This window comes from Streptomyces sp. SID12501, from assembly GCF_010550245.1.
Lineage (GTDB): Bacteria > Actinomycetota > Actinomycetes > Streptomycetales > Streptomycetaceae > Streptomyces.
Window position 1 is genome coordinate 348,771 of record NZ_JAAGLU010000003.1, and the last position, 15,750, is coordinate 364,520.

The window sequence follows — 15,750 nt, forward strand, 5'->3', positions numbered from 1 at the left end:
GCGACCAGCCGAACGGTAAGGTTTTTCATCGTCAATGGCCCCTGTCTAATCAGCTGTTGACGCTTGCCCCGCAATGGCGCTGCATGCCGTGTTGGGGCGCTGTTGAACGCAGGCGCCCAGATGTGTAGGTGCACCTGGGCGCCTGCGGAGGCTCGACCAGCCATGTGCACGGGGGATGCGGCGAGCCTCGGACCTGTCACGGACCGCCCCGGCCAGTACTCGTATCGCTTACGCGTGCGAGGTGCACTCCTCGACCTTGCTGTTATGCGTCAACCGGTACGCGGGTCCCTTCGGGGACAGAGAACCCGGCCCACACACATTTGGCGAACGGCCGCAGCTCGTGCCCCCAGCGCTCAGCCAGGCCGGCGACCAGGACCAACCCCCGTCCGCCCTCTCCTTGGTCGTCTCCCATGCAGAGCGCCGGAATCCTGCCCCTGTCGGGGTCCGACACCTCGACCAGCAAGCCGTCACCCCGCATGCAGAGAGTGACCTCGATCCGGGCGTACGTCACCCGGCAGTGCTGAACGGCGTTGGCGACCAGCTCAGTTGAGACAGCGGCAACATCGCAGGCAAGTTCGCCGTTGATGCCCCAGTCGCTGAGAATCTTCCGCACCTGTGACCGTGCGTCCGGCACGCTCTGCTTGCGTTTTGGGACGTGAAACGTGTCTCTGCGCTGGTGTGTTGTAACAGCGGTGGACATGACGGCTGTACCCCCTGACGCATAGTCAAGATCGCACCGTGTGGCGGTGCGTGCACTCTGAGGTTAGAGCCCTAGCTTGCCAATCCGCAACTGAATCAAAGTAGCAAGGCTTGCTATTTTTCCTCCGTTGCGCCCACGGGCCCTACAGTGGAGCCCGCAGAAAAACCGCTGTCACAGGAGAGGGGAAGCACGATGCCCACAGGGGGACCGACCGTACGCAGCAGGCGACTCGGCGCCACGCTCAGGAGGTATCGGCAGGCCGCCAAGCTCGATCAGCCGCAGGCCGCGGATGTGCTCGGAGTGCACCCAACTCGCGTCAGCCGCATCGAGAGCGGGCATGTGACAGCGCGCGTTATTGAGATTCGGGCGCTGTTGAGCGCATACGGCGTAGCCGATCCGCAAGTCCGCAACAGGCTTGAGGACTTGGCGAAGCGTTCCAAGCATCGCGGGTGGTGGCTCGAACACTCGGCGCACCTGCGAGAGGAATATCTCGATCACATTTCGCTGGAGGATGACGCCACTTACATTCAGGAATGGGGCCCAGCTCTCTTTCCCGGGCTACTGCAAACGCCTGCGTACGCAGAATCCATCTTTACCTCCGGGCTAAATTACATCGCCCCGGAACGAGTACCCCAACTGGTAAAGGTTCGCATGGCGCGACAGGCGAAGATCGAAGAGGGCGGGGCAACGTACACGGCCATCATCTGGGAGCCTGTGATTACTCACCCCTTGGTGAGCACCGGCATTCACGACGAGCAGCTTTCTCACGTTCTCGAAGTCGGCAGAAGGCAGAACGTAACCATTCAGGTTCTCCCTCAGAGCGCGGGCACCCAGGCGGGGGCAATCTCCGTGTTCTCATCCTTTGGCTTCGGCACGGAACCGATCGTGGAAGCCGTGACACTCGACAACCTCCGAGGGGCATCAGTCCTGGAGGGCCAAGAGGATCTGGCGGCTTACGCAAACGCTTTTGACCAACTACGATCGTCGGCGCTGGCACCGGGCCAGAGCGAAAAGCTCATCCGGGACAATCTGCGCAAAAATGAGGAAACTTCATCGTGACCCCAAAAGTTGTTGCCCCCTTCCGGAAGTCGTCTTACTCACAGGCGGAGGGCGCCTGTATTGAGGTTGCCGTGACGACCAGGGACGGCCGCGCGATACGGGACAGCAAGAACACGACAGGGCCAATCCTGTTCGTCGACCGCACGGAGTGGAGCGCCTTCCTGGTGGCGGCGAAGGACGGAGAGTTTGATCACTGAGGCTCGCTCCACAGCCGTAGAGACGCCCCCTGTCCGGAACCGTCTGAGCCAAAGCGCCCCGCTGTGCCACAAGGTCTTCATGGCCTGACACGGGCTTACCCAAGGGGCGCCACGGCGCACGGGGGAACGCCCGAAGCGGCCCTGGCAGGATGGCCCCACCCGGCCGGGGCCATCAGCATGCCCCGCGCCGCCCCGCACCATGCGACCGGCATGCGACCAGTGAGAAAGCGCGTGCCACGACTGCCGCGCAAGCTCCCAGAAACCACCTTGAGATCGTCCCGTTACGTCCCGCCCCTACCGTCAGGCCATGGCGGACATATTTGACGCGTACGCGCTGGCCGACGCGTGGGACGAGATGTTTGTGCGGCCGGGTGAGGTCAGGACCGCCTATGAGCCGGTACTGGCGGCACTCCAGCCCATCGAACCGACCGAGCTGCGCTTCCGGGCCGACCAGATGGCCCGGGCGTTCACCGACCGCGGGGTGACCTACGCCTTCGCGGGTGAGGAACGGCCCTGGCCGCTGGACCTCGTACCGAGGATCCTCGACGCGCTGGAGTGGGATCTCATCCAGCGCGGGGTCGCCCAGCGGGTGCGGGCCCTGGAGGCCTATCTCGCGGACGCCTACGGGCCCTGCCAGGCCTTCGAGGACGGCGTCGTGCCGTGGCGGCTGCTGCTCAGCTCGCCGCACTTCCACCGGGCCGCCCAGGGCATCGAGCCACCGGGCGGCGTACGCATCCATGTCGCCGGCATCGACCTCGTCCGGGACGAGGCGGGGGACTTCCGGGTGCTGGAGGACAACGTCCGGGTGCCGTCCGGGGTGTCCTACGTCATCGAGAACCGGCGGGCGATGACCCGCGTCTTCCCGTCCCTCTTCGCCGAGCAGCACGTCGTCCCCGTCGACGGCTACGCGCAGCGTCTGCTGGCCGCGCTGCGCGCCGCCGCGCCCGCCGGGGTCACCGATCCGCGGGTCGTGGTCCTGACCCCGGGTCCGAGCAACGCCGCCTACTTCGAACACGCCCTGCTGGCCCGGCTGATGGGCGTGCAGCTGGTCGAGGGGCACGATCTGGTGTGCCGTAGGAACCGGGTGTGGATGCGGACCACGCGCGGTGAGGTGCCCGTCCATGTCGTATACCGACGAATGGACGACGACTTCCTCGACCCGCTCCATTTCCGGCCCGACTCGCTGATCGGCTGCCCGGGCATCCTGAACGCCGCCCAGTCGGGCACCGTCACCCTCGCGAACGCGGTCGGCAACGGCATCGCGGACGACAAGCTGCTCTACACGTACGTACCCGATCTGATCCAGTACTACCTCTCCGAAGAACCGATTCTTCCGAATGTGGAGTCGTTCCGTCCGGACGAGCCGGGGCAGCTGGAGGCCGTGCTCGACCAGATCGACCAGCTGGTCATCAAGCCGGTCGACGGCGCCGGCGGCCAGGGCATCGTCATCGGCCCGAAGGCCGACCGGGAGACCCTGGAGCAGTGCCGGGCGGCGGTCGCCGCAGATCCCCGGGGCTGGATCGCGCAGCGCCCCGTCGCACTCTCGACCTCCCCGACCCTGTCCGGCGAGCGGATGGCGCCGCGCCACATCGACCTGCGGCCGTTCGCCGTGAACGACGGCAACGAGGTCTGGGTCCTGCCCGGCGGGCTGACCCGCGTCGCCCTCCAGGAAGGCAACCTCATCGTCAACTCCAGCCAGGGCGGCGGCTCCAAGGACACCTGGGTGCTCGCCGAGGGGCCCGCCGAGACCCCGAGCCCCGTACCACCGGCCGGCGCACCACCCGAGGTCGCCCCGCGCCAGCACGGACCCGACGGCAACCTCACCCTCGTACAGGAAGGGGCGCAGCAGCAGTGAACGACGTGATCCTCTCCCGGATAGCCGAGGCCCTGACATGGACGGGCCGTTACGTGGAGCGGGCGGACGCCACGAGCCGCATCCTGGACGCCTATCTGCACCGCCTGCTGGAGGACCCCTGGCGCGACGAGGACGCGGCCTGCCGCTCCCTCTACGCGATCCTGGGCGTCGACGCGGGCGGCCAACCCGTCGACATGCAGCAGGTGTTGGACCAGCTCGCCTTCGACGCCCGCTCGACGTGCGCGATCGAGGGCGCGCTCGGTGCGGCCCGGCTCAACGCCAGAAGCGCCCGGGAAGCCGTCTCCTCGGAGATGTGGGAGTGCCTCAACTCCACCTGGCACGCCCTCGCCGACCAGCGGCTCGCGGCCAGGCGCACGGGCCCGTACGCCTACTTGGAGCTGGTACGACGCCGATCCGCCCTCTTCTTCGGCCTCGCGGACTCCACCATGAGCCGGGACGACAGCTGGCGTTTCGTGATCCTGGGGCGCAGCCTGGAGCGGGTGGACATGACCGTACGGCTGCTGTCGGTACGGGTGTTGGACGCCGCCCACGCCCCGGACTGGCCGACGCTGCTGAGCGCGAGCGGCGCGGACGAGGCCTACGCGCGGGTGTACAGCGGGTTCGGCGACACCCCGAGAGTGGCCGAATTCCTGCTCCTGGACCGGGACTTCCCGCGCTCGGCGCTGCACGCGCTGACCACGGCGGAGGAGTGCCTCGCGGCCCTGGGCCGCCCGCGCCAGGATCCGGCCCGGCGCCCGATCGGGCGGCTGCGCACCCGCCTGGAGTATCTGGACTCGCAGGCCATGGAAGACCAACTCCCGGTGCTGCTACAGGACTTGCAGACCGCCTGCATGGCCTCGGCGGAGGCGGTCGCGGAGAAGTTCTTCCCGTACCAGGGGCCCGTGGAGTGGGCTCAGGAAGGAGCGCGAGCAGTATGAACAGCGACGGAACGGGCAGCATGACGAGCGGCGGGACGAGCGACGGAACCGGTGGCATGTCGAACGGCGGAACGGGTGGCATGTCGGGCGGCGGGACGAGCATCATGTCGACGAACGCGCCGATGACCCGCCGGCTCCGTATCCGGCACGTCACCCATGTCGCGTACGCGCAGGCCGTGATCTCCTCGCACAACGAGGTCCGGATGACCCCGCTGACGCTCCCCGGCCAGACGACGCTGGACGCCCGGGTCACCGTGAACCCGGCGACGCCGACCTGGTCGTACTGGGACTACTGGGGCACGCAGGTCACGGGTTTCGACCTGATGGATCCGCACGCCGACCTCACGATCACCGCCCAGAGCCTGGTGGAGACGGCCCCGCCGGGACCTCTGGACCCCGCGCCGAGCTGGGCCGAGGTGGCCGACCGGACGGCCAACTCCCGGTTGCTGGAGTACGCGACGGTGACGGGACGGACGACGGTACCGCCCGAACTGGTGGCGCGGGCGCGGGAGGTGGCCGTAGGTCTCGACCCGCACGAGACGGCGACGGCGGTGTCGGCGCTGGTCGCGGACCGGGTGTCGTACCTGCCAGGTACGACGGGCGTGAACACGTCGGCGGCGGAGGCCTGGGAGCAGGGCGCGGGCGTCTGCCAGGACATCGCCCATGTGACGATCGCGCTGCTGCGGGGCCTCGGCCTGCCCACCCGCTATGTCTCCGGCTACCTCCACCCCGAGCGGGAGGCGGAACTGCACCGCCCGGTGGAGGGCCAGTCCCACGCCTGGGTCGAGTACTGGGCGGGCGACTGGTGCGGCTACGACCCGACGAACCGGACGCGCGCCGACGAGTCCCATGTGGTGGTCGGCCGGGGGCGCGACTACGACGACGTGACACCGCACAAGGGCGTGTACCGGGGAGTAGCCGGAGGGCCGCCGGAGGTGACGGTGGAGTTCACGCGGGTGGCCTGAAATGACCCGTCCGCGGGCAGGGCGCGTACCCCGGGGTACGCGCCCTGCCCGCGGACGGTGTGTGCGACTACTTCAGCCCGAGGGCCTCGCAATCGTCCTCGATCTTCGCGGTGCAGATTTCGGCCAGCTTGTAGATGCCGTCCTCGAGGACCGTGCTTTTGATGTTGGCCGTCGTCAGGGCGACGACGCTCACCAGCTGGGAGGGGACGTCCTTGGTCGTGGGGCTGTCGACCTTGTCCCGGGTGAGGGCGTCGAACTGGATGTCGCGGCCCTGGATGCGGGCGACGGCCATCTCGGCCGCCGTCTCGGCCTCCTGCGGGTACGACTTGTAGACGCTCATGTACTGCTCGCCGGAGATGATCCGCTGCACGGCGGCCAGTTCGGCGTCCTGCCCGGTGATCGGCGGCAGCTTGGTGACGCCCGCGGCCTCCAGGGCGTCGATGATGCCGCCCGCCATGCCGTCGTTGGCGGAGTAGACGCCGGCGATGTTGTCCTTGCCGATGGCCTCGATGGCCTTCGTCATGTTCGCCTCGGCGTTCTCCGGCTTCCAGTCCTTGGTGTCGAAGGACTGCGCGATCGTCACCTTGCCGTTCAGTTCGGAGAGGGCGCCCTCCTTGAACTGCGCGGCGTTCGGGTCGGTCACCGACCCGTTCATCATCACGATCTTCTTCGACTCGTTGGCCCCACCGCCGAGGGCCTCCAGGAGGGAACGTCCCTGCACCTCGCCGACGAGTTCGTTGTCGAAGGAGATGTACGCGTCGATGGGGCCCTCGGCCAGCCTGTCGTACGCGATGACCGGAATCCCGGCCTCCTTGGCCTTCTTGACCTCGCCCGCGATGGCGTGCGCGTCCACGGCGTCGAGGAGCAGGACGTCGACCTTGTCGTCGATCATCTGCTGCAACTGCCTGGCCTGCTTGTCGGCGTCCGCCCCGGCGTTGGCGTAGTCGACCTTGCCCTGGCCGCTGGTGAGCGACTCGACCTTGCTCTTGATGATCGGGTAGTCGAACTTCTCGTACCGGGTGTTCGCCGTCTCCGGAAGCAGCAGCCCCACCGTGATGTCGTTGCCCTTGGCGGGGGTCGCCTCAGCGGCTTGGCCACTGGCGTCGAGTGCGCCGCAGCCCGCGGCAAGGGAGACCGTGACCACGGAGGCGGCCACGGCCGTGGCGGAACGACGCAAACGAGCCACGCGACTCATGTGAATCGGACGAGCCGGACGAGTCAGACGAAACATTCGGGTGCTCACTTCAGGTGCTTTTAGGACGTGGACGCAGCAGTGCGGCCCATGTGTCTGAAAAGACAACGCGGGTGAGCCCACACGCGTCAAGCGGAACTACTCATCCGGAGGGCAACATCACACTCCGTCGCCTACGTGAAGAAGTGGCGGAAGTCCGGGCGAACCGCCTCCGCATGTCCTACACCAGGTGCGCGAACCGGGTGCACGAACCGAGTGCGAGGAGACCTGTCCAGGACCCGTCCGGGCCCGCCCAAGATCCGTACAACCAAGCGCGTTCCTCACGAGCCTGATCATCGACGGCCGGATCCCGCCGGTTCCCGAACCGGACACGAAGGATGCGAAGGATGCGAAGGATGCGAAGGATGCGAAGGATGCGAAGGATGCGAAGGATGCGAAGGACCGAATGATCTCAGCCACACGTACGACGGTCACGGGGGCCGTGACCAGCACCGCCGCGACCGCTGTCGTGCTCGCCACCGCCGGCGGCCTTCTCACCGCGGTCGCCGCCGCAGCGCCCGCCTCGGCGGCCACGGTGACGTGCGCCTCCCCCGCCTACAAGCGGCAGTTCTTCGCGAACACCACCTTCTCCGGCACCCTGAAGAAGACCGACTGCGACACCACCATCGCCGAGAACTGGGGCGCCAAAGCCCCCGCCACCGGCCTCCCCAAGGACAACTTCGGCGTGCGGTGGACGGTGACCCGTGACTTCGGCTCGGGCGGCCCCTTCGCCCTCAGCGCCGCCACGCAGGACGGCATCCGCGTCTACCTCGACGGCAAGCTCAAGATCGACCTGTGGAAGAACGTCTCCGCGACGCGCACCAAGACGGTCAACCCCACGGTCCCCTCCGGCACGCACACCCTCCGCATCGACTACGCCAACTTCACCGGCAACGCGAACGTCAACTTCGCTTACACGCCCAGGACTTCGGTGACCGTCGACAAGGTCAAGCCCCTCGCCACGACCACCTCGACCGCCGCCACCACATACACGGACTCGACGGTCCCGAAGACCGGCGAGACGTACGCCTACGAGGTCCGCGCCCGCGACAAGGCCGGCAACCAGTCCACTGGCAGGCGTCCTCGGCCGACATGGAGCGCTACCAGGTGTGGGCGGCGCCGGCCGGCGGGTCCGACTCCGACGGCCCGGCCATCGCCCTCGGCACCTCCTTCAACGACGAACTGGCAGAGGCCGGCGTCCCGGTCACCTACACGATCCAGGCGATCGACGCGTACGGGAACATCTCCCCGGTGTCGGACACGGTGACGGCGACCCGCCCCGCGCCCGGCGAATCGCCGACGCCCACGGGCCTGACGGGCACACTCCGCGACAGCGCCACCGCACTCACCTGGAACTTCTCGACGGATGCCCACTACGGCTACCGCGTCTACCGCCGCACGGGTACGAACGACGCCTGGACGCGGATCAGCGCGGACAAGGTGACGGCGACCCTCTACGACGACACGACGGCCCCGGTCGGGCGCGCGTCCTACTACGTGGTCGTCCTCGACCAGTACGGCAACGAGTCGGCCCCCGAGGGAGTGGTCACCGTGACCCGGGAGACCCCGGTCACGTCCACCGCGCCACTGCCGCCGACCATCACCCTGGCCGCCCCGTACACGGAGTGCACGGCGAACGACTGCGTGGCGCACGGCGGTTCGAGCACTCCGCTCACCGTGACCCTGCCCCCGGCCTCGGACCGCCTGATCTGGGGCTACGAGTACAAGTTCACCGGCGACGCGGGCTACACACGGACCACGGACTCGACGGTGATGTGGACGCCGCCCGCCTCCGGCAGCTACACGTTCACGGTGCGGACGGTGGACTACTACGGAGGCCGGAGGGGCGCGGCGACCACGATCCAGTTCAAGGTGGGCTGAGTCGGCAGGTCCCACACGCCCTACACACCCCACCTGCCCCTCTCTTACCTTTCGAACAAAATCACACCAGCAGTACAACCAATTCGCACCTTCGCTGGTCCTGATCGTCAACGGCCCACTTCTCGTCGTTTGACGATCAGGACTCGAAGGACCGCTTTGAACCCAGCCAGACGCACGACGCAGGCAGCCACCACCGCCCTCGTGCTCGCCACCGCCGGCGCCCTCCTCAGCACCACAGCCCCGGCCGCCTCCGCCGCTACGACGTGTACTTCTCCCGTCTACAAACGGCAGTTCTTCGCGAACACCACCTTCTCCGGCACCCCGAAGAAGACGGACTGCGACACCGCGATCGCCGAGAACTGGGGCGCGAAGGCCCCCGCTGCCGGCCTCCCGAAGGACAACTTCGGCGTGCGCTGGACCGTGACACGGGACTTCGGATCGGGCGGGCCGTTCGCCTTCACGGCCGCCACGCAGGACGGCATCCGCGTCTACCTCGACGGCACGATCAAGGTCAACCTCTGGAAGAACGTCACGACGACCCAGAAGAAGACCGTCAACCTCACCATCCCGTCCGGCAAGCACACCCTGCGCGTCGACTACGCCAACCTCACCGGCAACGCCAACGTCAACTTCGCCTATGCGCCCAGGACTTCGGCGAGCGTCGACAAGGTCAAGCCGCTCGCGCCGACCGGTGCGGCCCTCTCGTACGAGAAGGAGACCGGCACGGCGACGCTGGTCTGGGAGAAGAACAAGGAGATGGACCTCACGGGCTACCGCGTCCACCGGCGCGCCGAGGGCGGTTCCTTCGGCGCCAAGCCCATCGCGACGACCACGACGACCTCGTACATGGACACCACGCTCCCGTTGACCGGGGAGAAGTACGTTTACGAGATCCGCGCCTACGACAAGGCGGGCAACGAGTCGGCCGGTACGGCGGGCCTGGCTGTCACCACCGTCGATCGCGTCGCACCGGGCGTTCCCAAGGACCTGGTCGGTATCAGCTCCTCGGAGTCGGAGGGGATGCGGTTCGGCTGGAGTGCGGTCGAGGGAGCGGTGTCGTACGTGATGTACCGGGCGCCCGAGGTGTACAAGGGCGGCAAGTACGTGCCCGACACCTACACGAGGCTTGGCAGCACGACCGAGCTTTCGTACCGGGACGCCTCGGCTGTGGAACGCGCGAGGTACTTCTACGCGGTCACGGCCATGGACGCGGCGGGCAACGAGTCGGCGCTCTCCGAGGCCGTGACGGGCCGCCTCTTGGACGACGTCCCGCCGCCCGCCGTCACCGGGCTCGCCGCCACCCCGACCGAGTACGGCTTCGAGCTGAGCTGGGACGCGAATCCGGCCGAAGACCTCACGTGGTACAGGCTCTACCGGGGCGCGATGGCCGACTACGACGAGGACGGTGTGGAGCAGTGCTACCTGAGCCTGGTCGAGGAGTATCTGCCGGGCGACAGCACCTCGTTCACGTACACCACCACCTCGAACTCGTACTGGTACACCGCCCTCCTGGACGGCGAGCGGGGCTGCTTCCTCGTCGACCCCATCGACGACTTCGGCAACTCCCCCTTCAAGTGGACGGGTGACGGCGAGGCCGCACTGTTCACCGAGCTCGACATGAGGCCGGGCGTGACCACGCCCGAGGACTCCCCGCTGGAGCTGACGGTGACCGGCGCGGAGGGCGACGAGGGCAACTACCTGGACTGGTCCTGGAGTTCCGCCGCCCAGGAGACGACCGGCTACCGCGTCCACCGCTGGAACCCCACCACCGGGGCGTACGAGAAGATCGCCGACCTCGGCAGCGATGTCACCGACTACCGCGACACCGGCGCCCCGCGCGGCACCACGTCCTTCTACTGGGTGACCACCCTGGCCGCGGACGGCACCGAGTCCGTACCGGCGGGCGCCTGGACGGTCACCGCCCCCGCGAACTGACAGCGCAGACAGCACAGCAGAGGAAGAGCAGACGCAGAACCGTATGAACATCACACGACGTACGACCGCCACGACCGTAACCGCCGTAGCGCTCGCCACCGCCGGCAGCCTCCTCACCGTCGTCATCGCCCCGGCCGCCTCGGCGGCGCCCACCTGCAACTCCCCCGTCTTCAAGCGCCAGTTCTTCGCGAACACCGCCTTCTCCGGCACCCCGAAGAAGACCGACTGCGACGCCGCCATCGCCGAGAACTGGGGCGCAAAGGCCCCCGCTGCCGGCCTCCCGAAGGACAACTTCGGCGTCCGCTGGACCGTCACCCGCGACTTCGGCTCGGGCGGCCCCTTCGCCCTCACGGCCTCCGGGACGGACGGCATCCGCGTCTACCTGGACAACAGCCTGAAGATCAACCTCTGGTCCAACACGACCGGTTCGCACTCCAAGACCGTCAACGTGACGATCCCCAAGGGCAAACACACCCTGCGCGTCGACTACGTGAACTGGACCGGCGCGGCCAAGGTCGATGTCGGCTACGCGCCCCGTACTTCGGCCACCGTCGACAAGATCAAGCCTCTCGCTCCGACCAGCGTCCGAGCCGTCTACGTCCCCGACGGGAGGGCTGCGTACACCGATCTCGCCTGGTCCGCCAACAAGGAGATGGACCTCACCGGTTACCGCGTCTACCGCCAACTACAGGGGACCGGTACGTGGACCAAGGTGGCCACGACCACGGCCACCGAGCGCACGGCCGGGGATCAGCCGCCGCTCACGGGACAGTCGTACGCCTACGAGGTCCGCGCCTACGACAAGGCGGGCAACGAGTCGGCCGGCTCCATCGACCAGGTGATCATCACGGACGACCGGATCGCCCCCGCCGCGGCGGTCCTCACCGCCACCGCCGTGGAGGCCTCCAACAACCTCACCTGGACGGCCCCCGCCGACGCCGTGCGCTACCGGGTCTACCGCAAGGCGGAGTCCGAGACCTCGTACACCCGGATCGCCGAGACCACCGCCAAGCGCTACGCGGACACCGAGGCGGAGTACGGCGCTGCCTACGACTACAAGGTCGACGCGCTCGACGCGGCCAAGAACGCGCGGTCCTCCAACGTCGTACGCAGCACCCGGTCCATCCTCCCGCCGCAGAACGTGACGGCGACCGTGCCGGACTACGGCGCGGTGTTCACCTGGACCGAGGCACCGGGCGGCGACACCGCCGACTACGACGTCTACCGCTCGACGTCCTCCCCTGTGGAGACGACCTACGAGGACCCCATCAACTGCAGCAGCCGCAAGACCCGTACGGACACGGCCGGCAACAAGGTCCGCACGTGCGTCGACTACGACGGCGACCGGGGCACCGCGTACCACTACGTGATGACCCGGAAGAACACCGCAGGCCGCTGGTCCACCGGCTCCGCCGAGATGACCATCACCCGGCCCGGGGACGAGATCCCACCGCCGCCGGTGACCAATCTGACCTCCGACCCCCTGGAGTACGGCTTCAAGCTGGACTGGGACGACAGTACGGCGGCGGATCTGAAGGAGTACCAGGTCTGGGAGTACTTCTCCTGCTGCACACCGGACCACCTGGGCACGGTGCCCGCCGGCACCTCCGAGTTCGTCGTGGGCCCGGAAGCGGCGAACGGCGGGTCGCACACGTACGTCGTCATCCCGACGGACATCTACGACAACAGCGCCGACTGGACGGGCGCCTACTGGGACAGTCCCGTCTCCACGGTCACCGGCGCCGAACTCGACCTCAGGCCGACGACCGTCCCCGAGGACACCGCCCCCTGCTCCCTGACCACCTTCACCACTCTCGGCGACGAGGGCGGCATGTACATCGACTGCGCCGACTCGGTGGCCACGGAGGCCGTAGGCATCAACGTGCACCGCTGGGACCGCGCGACGAGCACCTACGTCCGTGTGACGGACGTCCCGCTGGCACCCACCGCCACCAGCTACATCGACCACACCGTGCCCCACGGCACGACCGTCTACTACCTGCTCTCGGTCGTCGCGGCCGACGGCTCGGAGACCTTCAGCAACGTGGGCTCCAGCGTGTCCCTGCCGAACGGAGCGTGACCTCCCTATGAAGACCACCCTGCAGGCAGTGACCGTGGGGCTGGCCACCACGGCCGGTGTCCTCACCACCATCGCCGCTCCCGCTGCCTCGGCCGCGACCAGTTGCAACTCCCCTGTCTACAAGCGACAGTTCTTCCCCAACACCACCTTCTCCGGCACACCGAAGAAGACGGACTGCGACACCGCCATCGCCGAGAACTGGGGCGCGAATGCCCCGGCCACCGGCCTGCCGAAGGACAACTTCTCCGTCCGCTGGACCGTGACACGGGACTTCGGCTCGGGCGGCCCCTTCGCTCTGCCTGTCGCCGCGCAGGACGGGGTACGCGTGTACCTCGACGGCAAACTCAAGGTCGACGTATGGAAGAACGTGTCGTCGACAGTGCGGAAGACCGTCAACGTCACCATCCCCTCCGGCAAGCACATCCTGCGCATCGACTACGTCAACTGGACGGGCTCCGCCAACGTCAGCTTCGCCTACGCGCCTCGGACCGCCGCGAGCATCGACAAGGTCAAGCCCCTCGCCCCGACCGGCGCCTCTGTCGCATACGACACGACCACCGGCAAGGCCAAGCTCACCTGGTCCAAGAACACGGAGATGGACCTCGCGGAGTATCGGGTCTACCGCCGTTACGCGAACAGCAACTACTGGGTGAAGGCGGGCAGTACGAAGTCCGCCGCGTACACAGACGTTCCGCCGGCCACCGGAGGGGGCCACGCCTACGAGGTCCGCGCCGTCGACAAGGCCGGCAATGTCTCGGCGGGCAGCGCGGACCAGGCCGTCACCAGTGTCCAGCTGACCACGCCCACCGGTCTCACAGCCACGGGCACCGACAAGGGAATCCAGCTGACCTGGAAATCCGTCCCTGGCGCGGTGAGCTATACCGTGCGGCGCTCGGACGAGTCTGCGTACACGGTCACCGGACCGTCCTTCACCGACAACACCGTGAAGCGATCGGTCTACTGGAGTTACCGGGTGACGGCCATAAGCTCCGACGGCTCCTTGTCGAGGGAAGCCGAGACAGCCGAGGTACGCCGCCTCGTGGCCGCGCCTACCGACCTGAAGACACCACCGGGCAAGACAATCCTCACCTGGATCGTGCCCAAGGACCCCGGCGACTACTGGGACTACCACGTCTACCGCTCGACGACGCTCCCCGTGGACACCACCGTCGAGCCGATCAGCTGTGACACCCGTTGGAAAATCCTCGCTGACGGCCGCGGGCAGTACACCTGCACCGACTGGTCCACAGCCCCAGGCGCGACGTATCACTATGTCGTGAAGGCGTTCGACGGCACATACGACGAGTCCGTCGCCAGCGCGACCGTCACCGTCACCAAGGAGACCGAGGATCTGACGCCGCCCGCACCCATCACGGGCCTGACCGCCAAGGCGACGAAATACGGCACCATCCTGGACTGGAACGACAGCGACGCGCCGGACCTGATGCGGTACACCCTCTACCGGGGCAAGGCCACCAGCGACGGGCAAGGCAGCCAGGTCTGCTCGGCCGTCGCATACGCGCGTCTCGACACCAACACCTCCGAGTACAGAGACGTGCCCATGCCGAACGGCGACCGGTTCTGCTACTTCGTGGACGCCGTCGACACCTCGGACAACTCCAGTTACCTACAGACCGGCAAGGCGAACACGGTCGTCGTGGCCACGCTGGATCTGATGCCGTCCGTCGCTACTCCCGAGGACTCGCCCGTAACGCTGAACGCAATACCCTCGATATTCGATGAGGAAGTCGACCTGCGGTGGGACGAAGTGCCCGGCGCAACCGGGTACCGGGTGTACCGCTGGAACCCGGGTGCGGGCGCGTACGAACAGCTGGGCACCGCCACGGATTTCCCCTCATACGGAGACTTCCCGGTCAAGAGGGGCACAACCTACTTTTACTGGGTAACCGCCACATATGCCGACGGAACCGAATCCGCGCCCGGCGGCGACTTTGTAGCCATGGCACCGGAAGAGGAAGAGGACTGACAGGCACGAACCTGGAACGAACGGGCGGGACCGGAGGCTTTCCGCTTCCGGGCCCGCCCGTCGCTGGGGAGTTATTCCGACGACCCCACAGGCCGTCGAATCATCGGGCGCTGGCCTGCTGAATTTGGCCAGCCGGGACGGTCCTCAACTTCGCTTCGGCCCCGTGATCGCCTCACCGATGACGAATCCTTTGGCGGGCCCCTCCGGGACGAGCGCCTCGGTGCCGTACGGCACACGGTGCTCGTCCTCGTAGCGGGCGTGCTCGGGCACAGGAACCGTCAAAATGCTCACGGTGCCGCGGTTGTCGTAGTCGTCGATGATCACGTACACGGGGATTCCGGCACGGGCGTACTCACGACGCTTGCGAACTCGGTCGCGATCCTGGTTGCGCTTCCCGGGGGAGACGACTTCGATCACCACGTGAACCGCTGACGCGTTGATGCCAAGGTCGTCCTCCGTCTCGATCGATTCACCGTCCCGAGGGGCCACGAACCCGTCCGGTACCCACGTTCTGAGCGGATGGATGACATTCATGTCGTTCCAGGCGCCGTACTCACCGTCCTGCAAAAAGATCGCGAGCGCATCGCGCAGGCGGTTGACAACCTGGGCGTGCGAAAAACGTCCAGTGGGCGACACCTCGATGGCTCCCTCGATGATCTCAGCGCGGTAGCCCTCGGGGAGTTCAATGGCCTTCCATGCCTGCCACACGACCTCGTCCAGGTTGGGTTCGTTCACAAATTCAGCCTGAGACTCGGACATGATCTTGGGCCTCTCGTTTCGTGCGCAAGAGCGGTCGTGACTCCTCCCACGCGTGAACGCGCGGGCTTCTCCTGTCGGTGGCTAGGCCACGTCGGGAAGGACCAGCCCGGCCCTGACAGCGACGTTGAGTGCGCCGACCTGGTCCGCGTTCGCGGTGTGGCCG

13 protein-coding genes are annotated in these 15,750 nt (G+C 67.4%); 10 read left to right on the plus strand and 3 right to left on the minus strand.

Translation table 11 applies throughout. From position 1 onward, the window contains the following. Positions 1-262: 262 nt before the first annotated feature. Entirely contained in the window at positions 263-700 is a 438-nt protein-coding gene (locus G3I71_RS05050; protein ID WP_164312676.1) for an ATP-binding protein, read from the minus strand. Between the two features lie 192 nt (positions 701-892). Between G3I71_RS05050 and G3I71_RS05055 the strand changes: the two genes are divergently transcribed. The 5 genes from G3I71_RS05055 to G3I71_RS05075 all read left to right on the plus strand — a co-directional run bounded on the left by G3I71_RS05055 (position 893) and on the right by G3I71_RS05075 (position 5,714). Then, entirely contained in the window at positions 893-1,759 is an 867-nt protein-coding gene (locus G3I71_RS05055) for a helix-turn-helix transcriptional regulator (RefSeq protein WP_164312677.1), read from the plus strand. Then, the gene (locus tag G3I71_RS05060; protein ID WP_164312678.1) at positions 1,756-1,956 is read left to right on the plus strand and encodes a DUF397 domain-containing protein; all 201 of its coding nucleotides are present in this window, start codon (positions 1,756-1,758) and stop codon (positions 1,954-1,956) included. The genes G3I71_RS05055 and G3I71_RS05060 overlap by 4 nt, the downstream gene beginning before the upstream one ends. A 307-nt stretch (positions 1,957-2,263) precedes the next feature. Then, on the plus strand, positions 2,264-3,811 hold the full coding sequence (locus tag G3I71_RS05065; RefSeq protein WP_164312679.1) for a circularly permuted type 2 ATP-grasp protein: 1,548 nt from the start codon (positions 2,264-2,266) through the stop codon (positions 3,809-3,811). Then, complete coding sequence (locus G3I71_RS05070; protein WP_164312680.1) at positions 3,808-4,749, plus strand: alpha-E domain-containing protein; 942 nt, start codon at positions 3,808-3,810, stop codon at positions 4,747-4,749. Before G3I71_RS05065 ends, G3I71_RS05070 begins: the two co-directional genes overlap by 4 nt. A 122-nt stretch (positions 4,750-4,871) precedes the next feature. Then, a complete protein-coding gene (locus G3I71_RS05075) occupies positions 4,872-5,714 on the plus strand; it encodes a transglutaminase family protein (RefSeq protein ID WP_164312723.1) in 843 nt (280 codons plus the stop codon). A 67-nt stretch (positions 5,715-5,781) separates the two neighbouring features. Here the strand turns inward: G3I71_RS05075 and G3I71_RS05080 are convergent, their stop codons facing one another. Then, a complete protein-coding gene (locus G3I71_RS05080) occupies positions 5,782-6,909 on the minus strand; it encodes a sugar ABC transporter substrate-binding protein (protein WP_203729305.1) in 1,128 nt (375 codons plus the stop codon). A gap of 442 nt (positions 6,910-7,351) precedes the next feature. Here G3I71_RS05080 and G3I71_RS50195 point away from each other — a divergent pair, with 442 nt between their 5' ends. From G3I71_RS50195 to G3I71_RS05100, 5 genes are all read left to right on the plus strand, one after another. Beyond that, on the plus strand, positions 7,352-8,212 hold the full coding sequence (locus tag G3I71_RS50195; protein ID WP_203729307.1) for a PA14 domain-containing protein: 861 nt from the start codon (positions 7,352-7,354) through the stop codon (positions 8,210-8,212). Next, on the plus strand, positions 8,197-8,826 hold the full coding sequence (locus G3I71_RS50200; protein WP_203729309.1) for a hypothetical protein: 630 nt from the start codon (positions 8,197-8,199) through the stop codon (positions 8,824-8,826). The genes G3I71_RS50195 and G3I71_RS50200 overlap by 16 nt, the downstream gene beginning before the upstream one ends. Before the next feature lie 156 nt (positions 8,827-8,982). Continuing rightward, positions 8,983-10,761, plus strand: coding sequence for a PA14 domain-containing protein (locus G3I71_RS05090; RefSeq protein ID WP_164312681.1), 1,779 nt, complete (start codon positions 8,983-8,985; stop codon positions 10,759-10,761). Positions 10,762-10,804: 43 nt separating this feature from the next. Continuing rightward, positions 10,805-12,841, plus strand: coding sequence for a PA14 domain-containing protein (locus G3I71_RS05095; RefSeq protein ID WP_164312682.1), 2,037 nt, complete (start codon positions 10,805-10,807; stop codon positions 12,839-12,841). A gap of 7 nt (positions 12,842-12,848) precedes the next feature. Beyond that, positions 12,849-14,828 carry a fibronectin type III domain-containing protein gene (locus G3I71_RS05100; protein WP_164312683.1) on the plus strand — a complete coding sequence of 660 codons (1,980 nt, stop codon included), beginning with the start codon at positions 12,849-12,851 and terminating at the stop codon, positions 14,826-14,828. A gap of 144 nt (positions 14,829-14,972) precedes the next feature. On the opposite strand, the gene G3I71_RS05105 is transcribed toward G3I71_RS05100, so the two are convergent. Then, positions 14,973-15,563: a Uma2 family endonuclease gene (locus G3I71_RS05105; protein WP_343242852.1), complete on the minus strand. Its 591-nt coding sequence runs from the start codon at positions 15,561-15,563 to the stop codon at positions 14,973-14,975. Between the last annotated feature and the right edge of the window lie 187 nt (positions 15,564-15,750).

What these genes read in the sequence shown, in the direction of transcription:
- G3I71_RS05095 (WP_164312682.1), top strand. Translation starts at nt 10,805, where the DNA reads ATGAACATCACACGACGTACGACCGCCACGACCGTAACCGCCGTAGCG.
- G3I71_RS05050 (WP_164312676.1), bottom strand. Translation starts at nt 700, where the DNA reads ATGTCCACCGCTGTTACAACACACCAGCGCAGAGACACGTTTCACGTC.
- G3I71_RS05080 (WP_203729305.1), bottom strand. Translation starts at nt 6,909, where the DNA reads ATGAGTCGCGTGGCTCGTTTGCGTCGTTCCGCCACGGCCGTGGCCGCC.
- G3I71_RS50195 (WP_203729307.1), top strand. Translation starts at nt 7,352, where the DNA reads ATGATCTCAGCCACACGTACGACGGTCACGGGGGCCGTGACCAGCACC.
- G3I71_RS05055 (WP_164312677.1), top strand. Translation starts at nt 893, where the DNA reads ATGCCCACAGGGGGACCGACCGTACGCAGCAGGCGACTCGGCGCCACG.
- G3I71_RS05100 (WP_164312683.1), top strand. Translation starts at nt 12,849, where the DNA reads ATGAAGACCACCCTGCAGGCAGTGACCGTGGGGCTGGCCACCACGGCC.
- G3I71_RS05065 (WP_164312679.1), top strand. Translation starts at nt 2,264, where the DNA reads ATGGCGGACATATTTGACGCGTACGCGCTGGCCGACGCGTGGGACGAG.
- G3I71_RS05075 (WP_164312723.1), top strand. Translation starts at nt 4,872, where the DNA reads ATGACCCGCCGGCTCCGTATCCGGCACGTCACCCATGTCGCGTACGCG.